This is a genomic window from Dictyobacter aurantiacus, assembly GCF_003967515.1.
Lineage (GTDB): Bacteria > Chloroflexota > Ktedonobacteria > Ktedonobacterales > Ktedonobacteraceae > Dictyobacter > Dictyobacter aurantiacus.
Window position 1 is genome coordinate 2,156,888 of the sequence record NZ_BIFQ01000002.1, and the last position, 18,166, is coordinate 2,175,053.

The 18,166-nt window shown below is 52.0% G+C and carries 18 protein-coding genes; 10 read left to right on the forward strand and 8 right to left on the reverse strand.

What is annotated here, in order from left to right:
- Window positions 1–70 precede the first annotated feature (70 nt).
- The gene (locus KTT_RS33485) at window positions 71–331 is read right to left on the reverse strand and encodes a hypothetical protein (protein ID WP_126602219.1); all 261 of its coding nucleotides are present in this window, start codon (window positions 329–331) and stop codon (window positions 71–73) included.
- Between the two features lie 362 nt (window positions 332–693).
- Here KTT_RS33485 and KTT_RS33490 point away from each other — a divergent pair, with 362 nt between their 5' ends.
- Window positions 694–1,263: an HdeD family acid-resistance protein gene (locus KTT_RS33490; protein WP_218031073.1), complete on the forward strand. Its 570-nt coding sequence runs from the start codon at window positions 694–696 to the stop codon at window positions 1,261–1,263.
- A 74-nt stretch (window positions 1,264–1,337) separates the two neighbouring features.
- Here the strand turns inward: KTT_RS33490 and KTT_RS33495 are convergent, their stop codons facing one another.
- Window positions 1,338–2,441, reverse strand: a complete 1,104-nt coding sequence (locus tag KTT_RS33495) for a DmpA family aminopeptidase (RefSeq protein WP_126602221.1) — start codon at window positions 2,439–2,441, stop codon at window positions 1,338–1,340.
- Between the two features lie 232 nt (window positions 2,442–2,673).
- On the opposite strand from KTT_RS33495, the gene KTT_RS33500 reads away from it, so the two are divergent.
- A complete protein-coding gene (locus tag KTT_RS33500) occupies window positions 2,674–3,117 on the forward strand; it encodes a pentapeptide repeat-containing protein (RefSeq protein WP_126602223.1) in 444 nt (147 codons plus the stop codon).
- A 19-nt stretch (window positions 3,118–3,136) separates the two neighbouring features.
- Here the strand turns inward: KTT_RS33500 and KTT_RS33505 are convergent, their stop codons facing one another.
- The gene (locus KTT_RS33505) at window positions 3,137–4,633 is read right to left on the reverse strand and encodes a hypothetical protein (protein WP_126602225.1); all 1,497 of its coding nucleotides are present in this window, start codon (window positions 4,631–4,633) and stop codon (window positions 3,137–3,139) included.
- A 294-nt stretch (window positions 4,634–4,927) separates the two neighbouring features.
- On the opposite strand from KTT_RS33505, the gene KTT_RS33510 reads away from it, so the two are divergent.
- Together KTT_RS33510 and KTT_RS33515 are read left to right on the forward strand one after the other, a co-directional pair.
- Window positions 4,928–5,806: a phosphotransferase family protein gene (locus KTT_RS33510; RefSeq protein ID WP_126602226.1), complete on the forward strand. Its 879-nt coding sequence runs from the start codon at window positions 4,928–4,930 to the stop codon at window positions 5,804–5,806.
- Between the two features lie 62 nt (window positions 5,807–5,868).
- Window positions 5,869–6,732 carry a PHP domain-containing protein gene (locus KTT_RS33515; RefSeq protein ID WP_126602228.1) on the forward strand — a complete coding sequence of 288 codons (864 nt, stop codon included), beginning with the start codon at window positions 5,869–5,871 and terminating at the stop codon, window positions 6,730–6,732.
- A gap of 48 nt (window positions 6,733–6,780) precedes the next feature.
- On the opposite strand, the gene KTT_RS33520 is transcribed toward KTT_RS33515, so the two are convergent.
- The gene (locus KTT_RS33520) at window positions 6,781–7,515 is read right to left on the reverse strand and encodes a class I SAM-dependent methyltransferase (RefSeq protein ID WP_160146323.1); all 735 of its coding nucleotides are present in this window, start codon (window positions 7,513–7,515) and stop codon (window positions 6,781–6,783) included.
- A gap of 223 nt (window positions 7,516–7,738) precedes the next feature.
- Here KTT_RS33520 and KTT_RS33525 point away from each other — a divergent pair, with 223 nt between their 5' ends.
- The 3 genes from KTT_RS33525 to KTT_RS33535 all read left to right on the forward strand — a co-directional run bounded on the left by KTT_RS33525 (window position 7,739) and on the right by KTT_RS33535 (window position 9,389).
- Window positions 7,739–8,221: a nucleotidyltransferase domain-containing protein gene (locus KTT_RS33525; protein WP_126602232.1), complete on the forward strand. Its 483-nt coding sequence runs from the start codon at window positions 7,739–7,741 to the stop codon at window positions 8,219–8,221.
- A gap of 77 nt (window positions 8,222–8,298) precedes the next feature.
- The gene (locus KTT_RS33530; protein WP_126602234.1) at window positions 8,299–8,820 is read left to right on the forward strand and encodes a GNAT family N-acetyltransferase; all 522 of its coding nucleotides are present in this window, start codon (window positions 8,299–8,301) and stop codon (window positions 8,818–8,820) included.
- A gap of 44 nt (window positions 8,821–8,864) precedes the next feature.
- Window positions 8,865–9,389: a GNAT family N-acetyltransferase gene (locus KTT_RS33535; protein WP_126602236.1), complete on the forward strand. Its 525-nt coding sequence runs from the start codon at window positions 8,865–8,867 to the stop codon at window positions 9,387–9,389.
- Window positions 9,390–9,444: 55 nt separating this feature from the next.
- On the opposite strand, the gene KTT_RS33540 is transcribed toward KTT_RS33535, so the two are convergent.
- Together KTT_RS33540 and KTT_RS33545 are read right to left on the reverse strand one after the other, a co-directional pair.
- Entirely contained in the window at window positions 9,445–11,349 is a 1,905-nt protein-coding gene (locus KTT_RS33540) for a bifunctional homocysteine S-methyltransferase/methylenetetrahydrofolate reductase (protein WP_126602238.1), read from the reverse strand.
- Window positions 11,350–11,628: 279 nt separating this feature from the next.
- Window positions 11,629–12,393, reverse strand: a complete 765-nt coding sequence (locus KTT_RS33545) for a 2-phosphosulfolactate phosphatase (RefSeq protein WP_160146324.1) — start codon at window positions 12,391–12,393, stop codon at window positions 11,629–11,631.
- Between the two features lie 436 nt (window positions 12,394–12,829).
- On the opposite strand from KTT_RS33545, the gene KTT_RS33550 reads away from it, so the two are divergent.
- On the forward strand, window positions 12,830–13,840 hold the full coding sequence (locus KTT_RS33550; RefSeq protein WP_126602242.1) for an ADP-ribosylglycohydrolase family protein: 1,011 nt from the start codon (window positions 12,830–12,832) through the stop codon (window positions 13,838–13,840).
- Between the two features lie 72 nt (window positions 13,841–13,912).
- On the opposite strand, the gene KTT_RS33555 is transcribed toward KTT_RS33550, so the two are convergent.
- A complete protein-coding gene (locus KTT_RS33555; RefSeq protein WP_126602244.1) occupies window positions 13,913–14,677 on the reverse strand; it encodes an SDR family oxidoreductase in 765 nt (254 codons plus the stop codon).
- Between the two features lie 464 nt (window positions 14,678–15,141).
- Window positions 15,142–15,477 carry a hypothetical protein gene (locus KTT_RS36350; protein WP_160146325.1) on the reverse strand — a complete coding sequence of 112 codons (336 nt, stop codon included), beginning with the start codon at window positions 15,475–15,477 and terminating at the stop codon, window positions 15,142–15,144.
- 425 nt (window positions 15,478–15,902) lie between these two features.
- On the opposite strand from KTT_RS36350, the gene KTT_RS33565 reads away from it, so the two are divergent.
- Both KTT_RS33565 and KTT_RS33570 read left to right on the forward strand, forming a co-directional pair.
- Window positions 15,903–16,619 carry a histidine phosphatase family protein gene (locus KTT_RS33565; RefSeq protein WP_160146326.1) on the forward strand — a complete coding sequence of 239 codons (717 nt, stop codon included), beginning with the start codon at window positions 15,903–15,905 and terminating at the stop codon, window positions 16,617–16,619.
- A 199-nt stretch (window positions 16,620–16,818) separates the two neighbouring features.
- Window positions 16,819–17,856 (forward strand): NAD(P)-dependent alcohol dehydrogenase, encoded by a 1,038-nt coding sequence (locus KTT_RS33570; RefSeq protein WP_126602250.1) that lies wholly within the window; start codon window positions 16,819–16,821, stop codon window positions 17,854–17,856.
- Window positions 17,857–18,166 lie beyond the last annotated feature (310 nt).

Sequence of the window (18,166 nt, forward strand, 5' to 3'; positions counted from 1 at the left end):
GCCGACCCTCCTGAAATATGGACGTATCGAAGGTGTGGAGAGAAGCCGCGCCATGGCGAGGGGAGAGACGCTAATCCACTTCCTGGTGACCATCGATGTAATAATCGACCACGTAGATCTTGCTTTTTAAGCGTTGCTGCTGGGCTGGATGGAGTAAGCTGGTTCTGGCAATGCCTGCTGATTGATCAATTCTGGTGTGAGATTGAGGATGGATAAGGCCATGAAAGGCTTTTTTCAGAGATCGGGTATAGCAACGCGCACCTTTGTGGAGGATAGTTAACGATTCAGGCTGCTCTTCCAGGGTCCATAAACTTTGCAATGTTTCTTTCATTTCTGCCCCTCCGAGTGTCTTCTGCTGATTAATGATAGCTATCTGCTTGTCTCAAACGTGTTTTTGCCTTGCTAATCAAATATTCTATTCGGGATCACTAAATGTGGAAATTAGTTTCGCACATGCTCTTTATTATATTGACGCGAAAACTAGTCTGAAGTAGACAAATGCCTCTCGCATAGGACTAATGCTTGATTCCCACTATGGTTTTCTTCTGGTTTTTCTGCAAACCAGGAAAAATTTATACTTCATTTGGAGGATGTCAATGTGGCGATAGTGATGTTATATATCAAGTGAAAAGCGGCCATTTGAGATCAATCGTTGACATTGTTGTTCTTTGGTAGCGATGAAGGAGAGAAATCATGCAGCAAACCATGATACGCGATTATCACTGGTCGTTGTTGTTCCGTGGTGTTATTGCCATTCTCTTTGGCATCCTGGCGCTCGGCTGGCCTGGAAAGACACTGCTCCTGCTGGTGGTCCTGTTTGGCGCGTACGCGATTGTTGACGGCATCGCCAACGTTTTCTCCGCCATACGTGGCCGCTCGTTGCACAACTGGGGATTGTTATTGCTAGAGGGCATCGTCAGCATCCTGGCTGGTATCATTGCCTTTGTCTGGCCGGGGCTTACTGCGCTGGCATTTGTCTACGTGATTGCGGCCTGGGCGGTTATCACCGGCATAGCAGAAGTGGTGGCGGCTTTTTCATCCCAGCTGAATGTGGGAACGGATTGGTGGCTGGCGCTGGCAGGTCTTGCCTCGATCATTTTCGGCATCTGGATCGCCATTCAACCGCGGCTTGGTCTGCTCGCCGTGATCTGGCTCATCGGTTTCTATGCGATCATCTTTGGCGTGTTGTTTCTGGTACGCTACTTTCAATCACGTTCCCGGGTGTATCCAGCTTCCCACATGCCAGGCTCGGGCGTGGCCTGAGCAACGTCCGTTTCGGTTTCCAGTCATAGGTAACCTCAAAGGATACAGATCAAACATATATCTGTATCCTTTTTTTATGGGGCGCGATACGCCGCCATGATACGCTGCAACTCATCGAGCGGGAGCGCATAGACGGTTCGACCCTGCCAGCCAGTCATGGTGTCAGCGGCTGTCAGAGCATTCAGGATCGCTTCCTCGGTGGCTTCGGCCACGGCCTCAAAGAAGGGATCGAGCTGATCGTGGGGCAGCATCTTCACGCTCAATGGAGCCTGCGCGCCTATGGGAACGTCGTTCCCGGTGGCGAAGGCCAGGAAGAGGTCGCCGCTCCCATTGTGCCCTACTCCACCAACCCGGGATAGGCCGACAGTGGCCCTTCTGGCCAGGCGCGCGCACTGTACAGGTAGCAATGGGGCATCGGTAGCTACCACGACGATGATCGAGCCGCCCTTGGGAGGCACGGTCCAGGGATCGGGCACCTTGCTGTAATCGAGCTCGCGTCCAACGGGAACGCCATCTACGCGCAACAGATTGCGGCTCCCATAATTGCTCTGCACCAGGACTCCGACAGTGTACTGCTCACCAACGCAGGTGACGAGGCGCGAGGAGGTTCCGATGCCACCTTTAAACTCATGGCAGATCATTCCTGTGCCTCCTCCTACATTTCCTTCCGCGACCCGGCCACCGCTGGCCTTCTCCAGTGCCTGAAAGGTATGCTCTTTGGTGACGTGAAAGGCCCCAATATCATTGAGCCAGCCATCCCAGGTCTCGGCCACCACCGGTAGTGAGCCTGACCAGGAGGCGGCAATTGAGGGCGGCGTCTGCCACTTCTCGGCCATCTCCAGTGGATAGGCGCACAGGGCATCCCGCACTACACCCACGGAGTTTGTATTGGTGATGGCGATCGGTGTATGGATGACCCCCGATTCAGCAATCCAGGCCTGCCCGGTCATCTCGCCACAGCCATTAAAATTGAAGGTGCCCGCGAAAGCATGGTTGCTCCAGATATCTCCATGGCGCGGTACAACCACCGTGACGCCGGTACGAGCTACGTGGCCCTCATCAGAAATCAGTGTTTCATGGCCGACTAACACCCCCGGCACATCTGTGATGGCATTATACTGGCCCGTCGGCAGATTGCCGATGTTAATCCCCAAATCGCGTAAGCGCGCCCTTTGCATAATATATGTACTCCCTGTTCAGGTAATAGTTGTCTGGCCTGCTCCTCTGGCATCCTCACCCGTCTCGGGCCCCTCTCACTATACTACATTTTCCTCAATGATCAGTCTGGCGGAGTAGCAGCGTGGCGGTTACAATAAATGTAGAGGTTTATTTTGGGTCGCGGCTATTATAAATTGTGGTTGTATGTAGAGTAGACATATAAAGGCAGCGATCGGATCAAGGAGGCCTGTAATGGATAAGTTTGACTTGATTGACTTGATGCGAACCAGTCGTCCACGGCAGTGGAATACGTGGCGTCGTGAGCATAGCGATGCCGTACTGGATCTATCGGACCAGGATGTGAGCGGAGCTCATTTTGGCGAGTTCGACCTCTCCTACTTTAACTTTAATGGTGCCAACCTGTCTGGTGTTGATTTCAACAATGGGAGCCTGAACAGCGCCCAACTGGTGGGCGCTAATCTTCGTGGCGCCAACCTGGCGGAGGTTGACCTGGGTGGTGCCGATCTGAGGAATGCCTGTTTAGCTGAATGCGATCTACGGGGTGCAGACCTCAGCGGTGCTAATCTGGAAGGGGCAGACCTGAGCAAAGCCGATTTGATGGGAGCGCGCCTGGCGGAAACCAACGTCAGCCCTGCTCAACTGGCCAGAGCCCGCTCCCGTCGCGATAATCTCTAATCTTAGCGCGCATAGAGTTTTATTGACTGCTGGTTGGCTGTGTGCTTTTGAGGTTGCCCGTATACTGATCTGATCTCTTTTGCAACTGGTTGACGACCAGATTGGGTGTCAGCCCAAAGGTGGCGGCCACCACAAAATTGCTGAGGATGCTCTTGATGTTATAGAGATCGTCAAAGCTAGCGACTTTAGCGACAATTAAAACACCGATGATGGAAGCCAGGCCCGAGAGCAACGGCACTACAATTAAACGTGCCGACCCCAGGCCATAATCATCTATATCGTTTTCTGCCTGTGCTTCCTGATACAGGCGGCCAAAGAGTCCCACCAGGGCGCCGATCAGACCGAAGATGATGATCCCTATGAGATGCTGAGGTTTGATGCGGATGATAATAGTCATCTGTGTGGCGATATATGTGGTTAGCCCTACCAGCAGCATGGTACTCAGCAGCCGGTTACGCGCCGTAATCAGGCCGTTCCAATTGTTTGTATTAAAGCTATTGATCATTTCGCGAATGAGCTGAAGTATAGCTCGTGCCTGGGACTGTGTGTTCTGTCCGTTATCTGGTTGTGGAATGCCATTGGACGATTCTTGATCCCGACTCAGAGAGGGAGGAGGGAGAACGGGTTGTCCTGTGCCCGCATTAGTAGGTGGATGTGGTGTTGCTAGCAAGGTGCTCCTGTTTCCTCCGGTGTCGGTAGTGTTATTGGCGGGCGAAGGCACACCAGGATTGAGATAAGGGGCCGCCCCCGCTGTGACGGCCAGCAGCGCCATCTGTAGTTTGTGTTTCCACTCGGTGCTATTGGCGATATTTGACTGGCGCAGGCGCATATCGTCATAGACCGCATCTTGCAGAACCTTCTCGACCGGTTCAAGCGTGATGAGTAATTCTTCTGCCTGGTTCATGAGGTTCCATAGTTTGATATAGCCAGCGCCGCTGATCCAGTTCGGCGTCTGTTCCATCAGTGCAGCGTAGATCGCGTTCCGGTAGGATAAGATCAATGGCTGCGGATGTGCTGGCTGCTTACCTTTGCTGCCCGGCGTTGGATCTAGATCCGTCCCTGATTGATTGGCTTCTGATGCAGGAAGAGAGAGCCCTTGTTTATGGTCTGGAAACTTTTTGAGCCGGTTAAGCATGGTATACGTTTCTTGTAGTACTTTACCATCTGGAAAGGTGGTAGCAATATAATAGTCCAGGTAGTTGAGGCGTTTGCACAGCGCGTTATAACTGCTGGCGTTGGCGAGATCAACCGCTGTGAAGCGCCGAAAGATGGTTGCCAGTATGGCCCATAGCGCGCAAGCTCCCAGGGTGCCAGCGGTAAATGGGAAGAATATCCCGATCCAGGAAACTGGTTGCGCCTGGCTTTGTGCCCACGCAATGATAAAGGTAATCGCACTCAGAAACGCGGCTACCATAGGAATAACCGGCAAAAAATATTGAAATGCCGCCAGCCAGCTCGCGGTATAAGGAGCGTTGTCCGCCACTATTTCTAAGAGAACATCATCAGTGCTGTCCATTGTTCCCATCTCCTTCTCATGTGTTTTTTTATGAAACGATAGGGTAGCAAATATTTAGGGCATGGGATGTTTAAGCGATCTTATATTTATAAATATATATAATAAGATATGAATGTATAATTAAATTAATACTATTATTACTGATCGCTAATACATGATGAATTCTGATCTCCGTGGCGTTTTTTGGGTAAGGCGGCTGAAAAAGGACTCCCTTTCAGCCCCTTTCTTTTTTATGCTCCATGTTTTATCATCAGTGGACCTTAACGAAAAAACAGCAATAGGTTACGAGGTGTTATGAGCGTACAGAATCAGTATCTACAACACATCTCTCAATGTTATCCTGACATATCGATAAATAGTATGAAATTTGTGCAGCATGGACAGAATAACGATGTGCTCATAGTGAACGACGATTTCATTTTTCGTTTTCCAAAGTACCGCGCTGGTCTGCGGCAATTGGAGACTGAGGTAGCGATCCTGCGGTTGCTAGAGGATAAGGTCACTTTGCCGATTCCGCACATCCTGTTCGATAATCTTGCGTCCCAAACGATCGGAGAGGCGTTTGTGGGCTATCGAATGCTGGCTGGTCAGCCACTGTGGCGCCAGACCTTCCAGGCTATTACCGATGAGGGAACGATGAAGCGTCTGGCAGGGCAGTTAGCCCTTTTTCTGAAGCAGCTACATGCTATCCCCCTGTCGCTGTTACCAACTGATGCCTTGCCGCTCTCCAACACACACGCCGAGTGTCTGGATATATACACACGGATGCGTGAACGCTGTTTCCCTTGGATGCGCCCCGAGGCGCGTGAGCAGACGCGCGATCATTTTGAGCGTTTTCTGGCTGATCCCGCCAACTTTGCTTACACGCCGGTGCTCAAACATGGCGATTTCGGGAGCAGCAACATCTTGTATTCCAGCGAACAGCAGGAGATTAGTGGTGTGATCGATTTTGGTGGCATGGGCCTTGGTGATCCAGCCTATGATTTTGCGGGCTTACTTGCCTGTTATGGCGAACCTTTCGTGCTTTGCTGTACTGATGTGTATCCCGCTATCTCTCATTTTTGGGGGCGTATCGTTTTTTACCAGGGAACGTTCGCGCTACTCGAAGCGTTGTTCGGTCTCGAAAACGACGACCAGCAGGCTTTTGAGAGTGGTATCTCTACTTACCGATGAGCGCTGTTCAATTTTTCAATAGAATGTGATACGGATAGATTTTTGCTTGAAAGGATGCGCCTGTGAACCCTTTAACCTCCCAACTGGTGCTATCGGCGGATGCCGCTATCGATCTGCAGATGCATACGACCTATAGCGATGGGCAGTGGACCCCGGAGCAGTTAATTGATTACCTGTTGAGCGAGCAGTTCGCGCTGGTGGCAGTGACCGATCACGATCGTGTTGATGCATCACTGGCGCTGCAACAACTGGCAAGACAAAAGGGTTTGCCGATGCTCGCTGCCGTTGAGATGACGACCAGATGGCGTGAGTATCCTACAGATATCCTGTGTTACGGCTTTGGTTCTCAACATGATGAGCTAAAGGCGCTGGGAGATACACTGGTGCAGGCGCAGCAGGAGAATGTGCGTTCCGTCTATGAAAATTTAGTGCGCAAAGGCTATCAGTTTCCCCGGCAGCAGAGCGTATTACGTGCCAGTTCAGGACAGGTTACGCGTTTTAGTGACGTGGCCGCACTGTTAATTGAACATCGCTACGCGCCCAATAATATAACGCTGTGGAAGATTCTGGGCGACGCTGGTCTGCTGGAGTTCGCCAATGATATCAAAGACGTTATCGAGGCCGCGCACCACGCCGGAGCGATCTGTATCCTGGCTCATCCTGGACGTGAAGATATTACACGTTATAGCGAAGCTATGCTGGATCAGCTCCGTCAGGACGTAGATCTGGATGGCCTGGAGGTCTACTATCCTCTGCACACGGATGAGCAGACCTCCATGTATCTAGCCTACGCCCAGCAACATCGGCTGTTGCAGAGCGCGGGCTCGGACTCACATACGACCAGGCGCCTGCCTATAAAGTACCGCGCTGAGCTGTGCCGCCAGTTGCTGGAGCGCGTTGGAATTCACGTTGAGACCTCCTCATAGCACAGCACGTTGTTACCTGGATGGGCAGTGAGTCGTGGATAGCAACATTTAGCGCGCTACCCACCCATAGACACTCCCCAGCATCGAGTAGAACGGCGCCACCTGGGTGAAGCCAGCTTCGTGTATAAGCTCCTGCACCCTGTCAGCTGTGGCTGCCTGTGATTGTGACATCTGCTCTGTTAGCCGTGCAACGATGCCCGCCATACGCTCTGCTGGCATGCCCATCGATTCGCCATAGTGCCGCCAGGCGCCAGTGAAATCTGCGCTTAGCGTTGAATTCGTCGTGTTGATTTCCGCCGTGGTTGGGCGCACGGCACTGATGAGGTACAATGGCGCTCCCGGCTGTAAGCGATCCCTGATATTGCGCAATAAATCCAATTTTTCAGCATCTGGGAGGAAGTGAAGCACATAGAGGCAGGTTGCGGCGTCGAACCGCGTTTCGGACTGTAGTTGTTCAATGGTGCCATGCACGAGGGCCACGCGATCTTCCAGATGGAAGCCAGTCACCCTGGCTTGCGCTTGCTCTAACATCTGTTGTGAAGGATCGACACCAGTGATCTTCCACCCTGGATGTTGCGGAAGGAAGCGCTCGATCTCCGCTCCGCCTCCGGCTCCAATCACCAGGATGCGCAAATCGGACTTATCGAGGGCCTGTAGAAAGCATTCAGTTAATTGGAATGTGAGATCATAGCCGATATTCACGCTCTTGACTGTTTGCTCATATTCACTGATGGGCATGGGTGGATTCTTGTCGAAGTCAATCTGATTTGAAGGTTGTGACATTGATGGAACTCCTTCCATTCTAACAGATCGATCATGATATCGATTTTAGCAGAATGATGTTTTTAATGTAATTGTGATTTGTTAAGATCCTTACTGATCAAGCGAACAATCAATGCATTCGACTAAAAGGGTGAGGGCTACGGCGGTGTAGGGGATGGTCCCTTCTAGTAAAACAAGCTCATTGATAGTAAGTAATTATAGCAGTAAAAGGGATTTGTTGACTATGAGTGCTGCTCGCAATACATGGGAATTTGTCCGTGAAGTGATACACCAGTTGAAGGCTGTTGGTATCTCCACATACCTCTTTGGTGGCTGGGCTGAAGAGCTCTGGCAACTCAGTGCACCGCGTACCCATGCTGATATTGATCTGCTCTACCCCGCCGCTGATTTTCAGGCTGTGGATCGCTGGTTGCGTGAAACCAACAATATCATCGAGATCGCCGAAAAACGCTTTCATCACAAGCGTGCCATGCTCTATCACCAGGTCAAGCTAGAATTCTTCTTGCTTGAACCGACAGTGGATGGCTATGTCACCAACTACTTTGGTGATGGCTATCGTCTCTACTGGCCATCCGATGCATTGACCCATCTGGCTTTAGTGGATGGATCTCTAGTGCCGGTAGCCAGTTCGCAAGCTCTGCAGGCCTACCGTCAAAACCATCATCACATTCAGCTGGCCTACCAGTATTATCAAGATCATCACTGAACACACCGCTATATAGACATAACGCTTATACTGTTTTATGATGAACGTATCTATGGCTATAAAGGACGGGGTAAAAAATGATACGTGGTGAAAAAGTATGCCTGCGCCCCTTGCGGCGCTCGGATCTGGATTTTCTACATACGTATGCCAATGATCCAGAGTTTGAGGGTGAGTACAATAACTTCGGCTTGAAGCGCGATCGGCATCTCTTAGCGGCATTTGAAGAAGATGGCCTGTTAAACGCGCGATTTGGCAATCTGGTTGTTACCACCTCTGATGATCAATTTCTGGGTACGGTCAGCTATCATCCACAGCGGTATGGGCCCGAAGCCAGTACCGCCTATAATATCGGCATCAGCCTGGCGCCTGAGCAACGAGGGAAAGGCTACGGATCAGAGGCGCAAAAACTGCTGGCTGACTACCTCTTCAAAACGTATCCAATCATGCGCGTTGAGGCTACCACGGACATTACCAATATAGCGGAGCAGCGCACCCTGGAAAAAGCGGGTTTTACCCGTGAAGGTGTGTTGCGCAAGGCGCAGTGGCGTAGTGGAGACTGGCATGACATGGTGCTCTATAGCAAGATTCGCGGTGAGTAGTTAATCGACGTATGTGATGTAGTTTGAATCAAGGACGATGTTGAATGATACAGGGTGAAAGAATACGCCTGCGACCACTGCAGGCTGCTGATATAGACACATTGCATAGCTGGGCTAATGATCCGGCCTATGAGGGGGAATATAACAATTTTGGTTTGACTCGCGATAAGCATCTACAAGGTAGGTTTGAGGCCAATGGCTGCCTGGAATCAAGCCGTGGCATGCTGGCTATTGAGACGCTTACAGGCGAACTGGCGGGCACTATTAGCTATCGTACTGCTCGTTATGGTCCTAATGAGGGGAGCATACACTATGCTTTAGGTATCAATCTGGCTTCTGTGCAGCGCGGGAAAGGTTATGGATCGGAAGCACAAAAGTTGCTGGCTGACTACCTCTTCAAGACCTACCCGATTATGCGCGTTGAGGCTGCTACCGATGTGACCAATATCGCGGAACAGCGGGCGCTGACCAGAGCTGGCTTTACCCGCGAAGTTATAGTGCGTAAGGCCCAATGGCGTGGGGGGGAGTGGCATGACATAGTGATCTATAGCAAGTTGCGTGGCGAATAGCTTTTCTTAGAGTGTGTAGAAATATTCTCGTTTATTTCTACACACTCTATTTCTTTTACGCCTTCGTGGTCTGCTGGCGGATGTAAGGGATGAGTTCGCCCACTAATTCAAAGCGGTCCAGTGGCATGATATACGCACCCTGAACCAGGGGATAAAGCTTATCAAACAGCTCTTTGATGATCTCTATGCCTACCGCCCCACCAGCATCACCGGCCTGGCGCAAGCGATGGCGCACCTCTTCTGGAATGACGATGCCGGGCACTTCATTATGGAACTTTTCAGCCTGTTGATACGAATGCAGGGGCTGCAGGCCGACCAGCAGTGGTATCGGAATCTCGCCGTACTGATCTTTGTATCTGTTGATGAAGTGCAAGAAGGCGCCCGCGTCAAAGACGGGTTGCGTCATAATATATTGTGCCCCGCCGGCTATCTTGCGCTGCAGGCGCTCAAGCTCCAGGTCCAGGTCGGTGGCGGCCGGATTAGCGGCGCAGCCAATAAAGAAGGATGAAGAGGCGGCCAGTTTGCGGCGATTGCCATCGAGTCCCTTATTTAAGTTATTCAATATCGATATAAGCCCGATGCTATCGACATCCCAGATACCGGTAGAGTTGGGAAAGTCACCGTGGCTGGGGGGATCACCGGTGACGGCCAGGATATTGCGAATGTCGGTGGCGTGGGCACCGATCACATCGCTCTGCACCGCCATCAGGTTGCGATCGCGCGGCGTGAAGTGGACGATGGTCTCGATGCCCACATTTTGCTGAATCAGGCGGGCGGCCGCCACGTTGTTCATCCTGACGCGCGCCATGGCATTGTCGGTAATATTGATGGTATCGGCCCCGTTCTCGCAGATAAAGGTGGCATTCTGCAGGAAGCGTGTGAACTTTACGCTTCTGGGCGGGCTCATCTCGACGCTGATGACGAAACGACCTTCCTGTAGACGCGCGGCCAGTTGGGTGACCGGTTGCTCTTCCTGACCCTGAGCCGCGTTTTCCTGCATGCGTTCGCGCAGGGCTTCTAATGTAGTGGTGGACGATTGGGTATCGTCCTCGGGCGCGATCGTGGGTGCCAGTTCATTTAAGACCTCATGCATGGCGGCGATATGCCTGGGCGTCGTGCCGCAGCAGCCTCCGATCATGCGCACACCAATACCAAGGAAGCGTCGTGTATACTCGGCGAAATACTCAGGCGTGGCCACATAGATAAAGCGATTTCCGACTCGCCTGGGCAGACCCGCGTTAGGCTGTACGGCCACAAAGAAATCATCTGTACTATAGCCGCACATGCTTTTAGCCACATCGAACATGCTGGCGGGACCCAGAGCGCAGTTGACGCCAAAGATATTAGCGCCCAGGTCACGCAAGGTGGTAGCCACCGTATGGGCATCTTCACCGCTGACAATCGTGCCATCTTCACCAAACGTCATCAACGCCACGACCGGGAGATCGGTCACGCTGCGCACAGCCATCAAGGCTTCGCGCATCTCGGCCAGGTCTGACATCGTTTCGATAATCAGCAGATCCACGCCGCTTTGCAGCAGGGCTTCGGTCTGCTCAACGAATGCCGCACGCGCGTCGGCCGGTTGGATAGTGCCAATGGGGGCCAGAGGGCTACCCAGGGGGCCAATATCGCCGGCTAGAAAGATAGGCTGCTCGCTCAATTCACGTACTTCGCGTGCTATTTTCGCACCTGCGCGATTGATCTCGACAACCCGGTTTTCCAGGCCATGTTCCGCGAGCCGATAACGATTGGCCCCGAAGGTATTTGTTTCGATGATCTGGGCGCCAGCGGCCACATAATCCAGGTGAATAGATTTGATGAGCTCTGGATCGGTAATATTGAGATGCTCAAAGCACCGCTCATACGAAATCCCACGCGCATAGAGCTCTGTCCCCATTCCGCCATCGCATAATAGTGGACCATTGCGTAATCGTTCTAGAAATGGATTGTGTCTTTGCATTGTTGATCTAACGCTTTCTTAGCAATGGAACAAATGCTGATATCCCAACGTCTGGTTGATTCTTAGGATCAATGTAATCTCAAAAGGTAAATAAGCAGGTTACTGCAATTGCATTTTATTGAGAGCAGTATATCATATCTTTGTTTAAAAACACGCCCCGGCGTGGTGAACTTCAGTCTGTTCGCCTTCATGTAGCTGATCACTATGCTCTGCTGTGGAACCCACACAATGTACATCGTTGTAGTCTGGTTCTGCTATGTGTAGGGACCGTGGTGCGGCTTAAATTTCAATCAGTTGGGATGCGGGATAGGCAAGCTGCAGGAGTCCTGTGGCGTTTTCTATGCCAGTAACCATGGGTACGCAGGCACTCTTGTTCCTGGCGAGGCAATATTCCAGATCTTTCTGTTGACCGGTGGCGGTGAGATCGAGGGAGGATTGCGCTTTTTCGAGCAGGATTGCAGGAGGGTAGTTCTCATACAGGGTAATCGCGCCATGGGTACTGTCATGAATCTGTATTTCAGGCTTCTGACGCAGGATCTCCTGCGCCAGGTAACCGGCACAGGCGGCATCTTCTAGCGCGAAATAGCCGTATTCGGCGGCGCACAGGATCACGATGTTGCTCTGACGCTCGTGTGCCAGTTCGAGCGCTTTACCTGTTACGGCGGTCCCATTATAAAAACAACCCGCCAGGCGGGTACTTTTCTCGGGGCAGGCAAAGAGGGCGCGTGTGCCATTGCTGGTAGTAAGCACCAGTTCGCGATTGCTAAGGTCCATCGTGGCGAACTGGGCGGGCGAGTTCCCGCAGTCGAAGCCGGGTGGTGTCTGTGTATGGCGCTCACCGCATAAGATACGTCCGGGCACTTTGCGGCCCGCCTCCAATGCTTGTTCGAGGGTCTGGGCTGCCAGTACCTGCCTGGCGCCTTGCTCAAACATCACGGTCATAGTTGTTGTGGCACGCATAACATCGATGACGATATAGATATCTTCTTCGGATGGTTCAATAAAGGTGAGTTCGGCTGGATTAAAGTAAATTCTGAGCTGCAAACAGGTTCTCCTCATGTACTTTTCACACTACATAGGTGAGTTACTCAAAGATGGGTCAACCTCTATCCCTACTATACACGATTCTTATCGGATTGCAATTACAGAATTTAAGAATAAAACTCTGGCGCGTTATGTATATTGTGACTACTATGTGTGCTACCTTTTCAATCTTGAGGGGAACAATGCGCTCCCGCACAGGCGTCCGCATGCGCGGCCGCCCCGTTTTTAGTATTGGTGTGACACAGTCAGGGGGTGCATTCGCACCCCCTGACTGTGTCACACCAATACTAAAAACTCAATGAGCACCGTAGGCGTCATGTTGAGAAGCAGAAGCTTCAAAGTATGGTATAGTAAAACTGTTCTATCATCTTTGCTATATTTTTAAATTTAAGAGAGTCGTACATATATGCAAAATACTAACGATAGAAGCCCCCGTATGAAGCTCGCGTCTGGCTGCCTGTTTGGGGCCGCTTATGGAGATGCGTTGGGCGCGGATACCGAATTTCTCTCTGTTAATGAAATCCTTCAACGTTATCCTCCTGCTGGACCGCGCGAGTTGGCGCAGGATACGCCTGTGCGCGTGACCGACGATACCCAGATGACGCTGGCGGTGGGGGAAGCTTTGCTGGCGGCTGCGCGGCCTTATACGGCTAAGACATTGGAAGATCCCTTGCGCGATGCCTTTGTGGCCTGGAATGAAAGTCCTGACAACAATCGTGCCCCTGGCATGACCTGCAGGCAAGCCTGTGACTACCTGGCCTGCGGTTTGCCCTGGTATAAGGCTACCATTAGCGGATCTAAGGGATGTGGGGCCAATATGCGGGTGGCGCCGGTCGGGTTGTTGACCACTACCAATAGTGGGGTGACGGCCAGCGAACGTGCCGCCATCGCGCAGTTTCAGGCGGCGCTAACGCATGGTCATCCTACGGGTCTGGCTGCTGCTGACCTCACGGCCTGTGCGATTGCTGAGTTGGTCGCGGGCGCTGATCCATCTACCTTACCTGAGCGCCTGATCGAGTATGCCAATAGTCAGCGCTCCATATACCATGCCGACTGGCTAGGCCCACTCTGGCGCCGCCAGGCGACGCAGTCTCCAGAGAGCTTTATCGAGGGCGGCTGGGATGAATGCCTGGCGGTGCTGGAGCGCTTACGCCAGGCGATGCAGCATCCGGATCGTGAAAGCGATCCCTGTCAGATTACCGGGGCTGGTTGGATAGCTGAAGAAGCTCTGACGACAGGTCTATACTGTTTCTTGCTGTACCCTGAAGATCCTGTTTCAGCTATTCAGCGTGCCGCCGTCAGCTCTGGTGACTCCGACTCAATTGCCTGTCTGACTGGTGCATTTGTTGGTGCTTATCTGGGAATGTCTACCTGGCCAGCAGATTGGCAGCAGCGTATTGAATATCGCGAACGGCTGACCCGACTGGGGAATGCCTGGGATAGCTAGCGGTTGTTCTGCCGGGTCCTTTTAATGTGGCAGGCCGTCTTCCAACACCTGGGAAACGGCTTGCCGCATGTTCTACATGCCCCCACGTGAATGAATGACCTGCCCGGTAATCCAGTTGGCGTTTGGACTGGTCAAAAATGTGATCAGCCGGGCGGCATCTTCTGGCTGGCCGACTCGTCCCTGTGGTGAGATTCTGGTGAGTTGCTGCTTGATCTCTTCAGTCATCCAACCAGTGTCCGTGGGTCCTGGATCGATGGCGTTGACGGTAATACGTTTCGAAGCCAGGGCCGCCGCCAGTGAAATAGTGAAGGCTTCAATGGCTCCCTTACTGGCTCCATATGCCAGTTCTTCTGGCATAGGCTGAGCTTGCCCCGAAATCAGGTTGACGATATGCCCATCTGATGTACTCTGAAAGCGCCGGGCGAATTCGGCACTAAGCAGCAGCGTGCCACGGATATTAACAGCATAGTGAGCATCAATGGTTTCAGCATCAATGGTTTCATAACCACCACGGGCTGAATACGCGGCGTTATTGACCAGTATGGTTGGTGAGCCGAGTTGTTCCTCAACGGTATCCATAATCTCTCTGGCAGCCTGTGGCCGCCCTTGATCAATCTCCAGATTTACACAACGTACCCCTGCTTTCCAGATGGCCTGTTGCAGTGCCTGCGGCTCTTCTTCGGCGCCGTAGGTGGCGCGATCAAACGCTGCCCAATAAGTAAAAAAGATATCGATACCTTCGGCTGCTAGCGCTTTGCAGACGGCAGCTCCGATACCACGGGCACGACTGGCACCCGTTACAATCGCAATGCGGCGGGGTGTAGTATTAGGATCCATACAATTCCTCCTCGCTTGGTATGATGTTTACTATACTGTAACGTATTCCTCGCGCTAGATGTATAGCTGCCGCACTCCTTACATATCTATTTCTTTAAATTATTTTTCGCATTAAAAATATTTATTGCCTTAAAGTTACAGATTTTATTTTTCCTATACATTTAAGGCCCCAATTTCTTTACATCATTATAATGGGTTGGGAGAGGAATTAATGATTTATTGCATCAAATCATTATTCAATGCACCTCTTACAGATTATCAGGTAAGAAAGGAAGTGCTTATGAGAGACCGTAAGGTGCTTATACTGCGATGTGGTGTGGGCATTCTGGCACTGGCATTTGCTTTGTCATTTGCTATGCTGGGAAGTAGTTCTACCCATGCTGCGCCCATGTCTGCAAATTGCTCATCTACCCATATGCTTCAAGCCACTCACGCTATGAGCAATTGTGGACTTCAGAAGGCTCCTACGCAACCACACTACTACCCCAATCCCGATCCCTGGCCATCCAACTGGTGTAGGGGATTGTATTATCCGGGCTGGTGGTACGGTCCATATGGATGGATCTGGTGTGATGAATATCATATCCCTGGTTGGTGGGACTGGTATCACCATCACTGGCTGCCTCCGTTCTATCACTATCATTCCTATCCGGAAGGACATAATCCCCCGCCAGGAGGTCCGGGATGGCATAATAATCCTCCGTCAGGAGGCCCGGGAGAACATAATAATCCTCCGCCAGGAGGCCCGGGAGAACATAATAATCCTCCGCCAGGAGGCCCGGGATGGCATAATCCTCCATCAGGTGGCATGGGTGGTTCTGGCGATAATGATTGATCTGGTTTCACCTTAAGAGCGCCTTATGACCAGCCTTTACAGTGTAACTCTTGCTTTCGTTCTATCGCGAAGGTTGGCTTCTGACCACGACTCTTAAGAATATGGCGTTTGATGTTGTGATTCCTCCCCACCTGCACAGGCTTTCTATGTAGCGGTGCGCCGCCAAATGGAACTGTGGATGGTACGGAACTTAACAGCCAGTAGAAGCGGTTGCCCACACTTTCTTAACCAGAAAGTGTGGGCAACCGCTTCTACTGGCTGTTAAGCATGTTTTATGCTGGTTGTAACGCTCACTATGACCATAATTATCCTGCAGCCGGTCGAGATCATGGGTTATAGTAGAAGAGCGAAGTATGTTTATTTATGTTATTACTGTTGATTGGAGAATCTATGACGACCAACCTGTATTTAATTCGCCATGGTGAAGCACTATCCGCTATTCAGGGCACGATTGGTAACAGTGAGCTTTCTCCGCTGGGTATCGTTCAGGCTGAGCATCTGCGCGATCGGCTGGCTGCCACCCATGAAATCAAGGCTGACGTTTTTATGTGCAGCACGCTGCATCGCGCGCGCCAGACGGCTCAGATTATCGCGCCCGCGCTGGATTCTCCCCTCCTGGTGGATGAAGAGATCGAGGAGATGCGCGCTGGTGGTACAGATGGCATGCCCGCTGAAGAATATCAACGCACCTACGGGCCGATCGACTTTCGCAAGGCACCCCTGAAGCAGCCTGCTCCGGGTGGAGAGAGCTGGGGAGAATTCCAGTTGCGTGTCGGCACTGCCCTGGAGCGTATTGTAAATACATATGAGGATAAGACAATCGTGCTGGTATGCCATGGCGGCATTATTGATGGTTCGTTTATCTATTTCTTTCGATTGAGTTCATTAGCAGTGCCCCAGGCTGGCTTTAGAACGCGCAACACCTCAATTACCCACTGGCAAAAGCGCGGGCCTGATCGACGCTGGCGGCTGATGCGCTACAATGATGCGTTACATCTGCATGATATCGGTACACCTGCGCGCATCCCCTGGGATCAGATACGCGCTCTTCCCGCCTCGGACGAGGAGCGTCCTACCGAGCCTGTGCCTACAGAGGAGCATCAATAGATGCATATATGCATGCATTTAAAGGCATGACCTCCTCAAGATGTCAGGAGGGAAACGTGGTTCAGGTGTTATAATGCCTCTATTATATACCAACAATTGCTGCTCATGGATGAGAAGAAGTGCGCATGGAGGAGAAGCATTGTCGGTGGGCAGGTTATGGAAGCAACAGTTGGTCTGTTTCAATAAAGAAAGGTTTGCTATGGTTGCTCTTGTTTTAGAGAAGGCACATGAGTTGTCGCTGCGTGATATTGATCTACCGACCACGCTGGGTCCACACGATGTGCGGATCGCTATTCACACGGTCGGTATTTGCGGTAGCGATGTGCACTACTATGAGCATGGCGCCATCGGGCCATTTGTCGTGCGTGCGCCGATGGTGCTTGGACATGAAGCGTCTGGCACGGTAGTCGAATGCGGTAGCGAAGTTACGCATCTAAAAGAAGGCGATCGCGTCTGCATGGAGCCGGGGATTCCAGATCCCAATAGCAAGGCCAGCCGTCTCGGCATCTACAATCTGGACCCGGCTGTACGTTTCTGGGCAACTCCTCCCGTGCATGGATGCTTGACCCCATATGTTGTGCACCCGGCGGCTTTCACGTTTAAATTGCCAGACAATGTGAGCTTTGCTGAGGGTGCCATGGTTGAGCCGTTAGCGGTAGGTATACACGCGGCAACCAAGGCCAGAATCAAGCCTGGAGACCTGGCGGTGGTGATGGGCGCAGGGCCAATCGGGATGGTTACGGCACTGGCCGCGCTGGCCGGTGGCTGTAGCCAGGTTGTGATGACGGATGTGGTGCAGGAGAAGCTGGAACTGGCCCGCGCACTGGGACCAATCGTACCGGTGAACGTGGCGCAGCAGAGTGTAACCGAAGTGGTGCAGCAGCTAAGCGATGGCTGGGGGGCAGATATTGTGTTTGAGGCCAGCGGCAATGCCCGCTCGGCCGCCAGCGTTTTTGAACCGCTTTGCCCGGCCGGACGCGTTGTCTTTATTGGTATGCCTGGCGCCCCCGTGCCGCTTGATATTGTGGCAGCTCAGGCGAAAGAGGCCAGCATAGAGACCGTCTTTCGCTACGCCCATGTCTATCCACGTGCCCTGGCGCTACTTGGGAGCGGTAAGATAGATGTGAAGCCGTTAATCACGGATACGTTCGCTTTCCAGGAAAGCATCGAGGCATTCAAGTATGCGACGCATATGAAACCCACCTCGGTCAAAGTGCAGATTGTATTGCCTGCCTGACGCTCTCACGATATGAGAGCGTCAGACTTGCGTCGTACTGGAGCACATAAGCGCCCCCTTTCGGGCGTCCGCGTGCGCGGCCGCTCTGGTTTTTTTCTGATGGTGCATGGGGGCGCATTCGCGCCCCCATGCACCATCAGAAATTGACTCCTGAGCAACACAGGTGCAAAAGATCACGTATTGATGGTGTAACAGGAGTGCATTCGCGCCTCCTATGCACCATCACACTCACGACTTTTGCGTCTGTCTGCTGCATGAACACAAAAAATAGTGTGGGAACGGTAACGTTCCCTGGTATAGTAACTGTGTA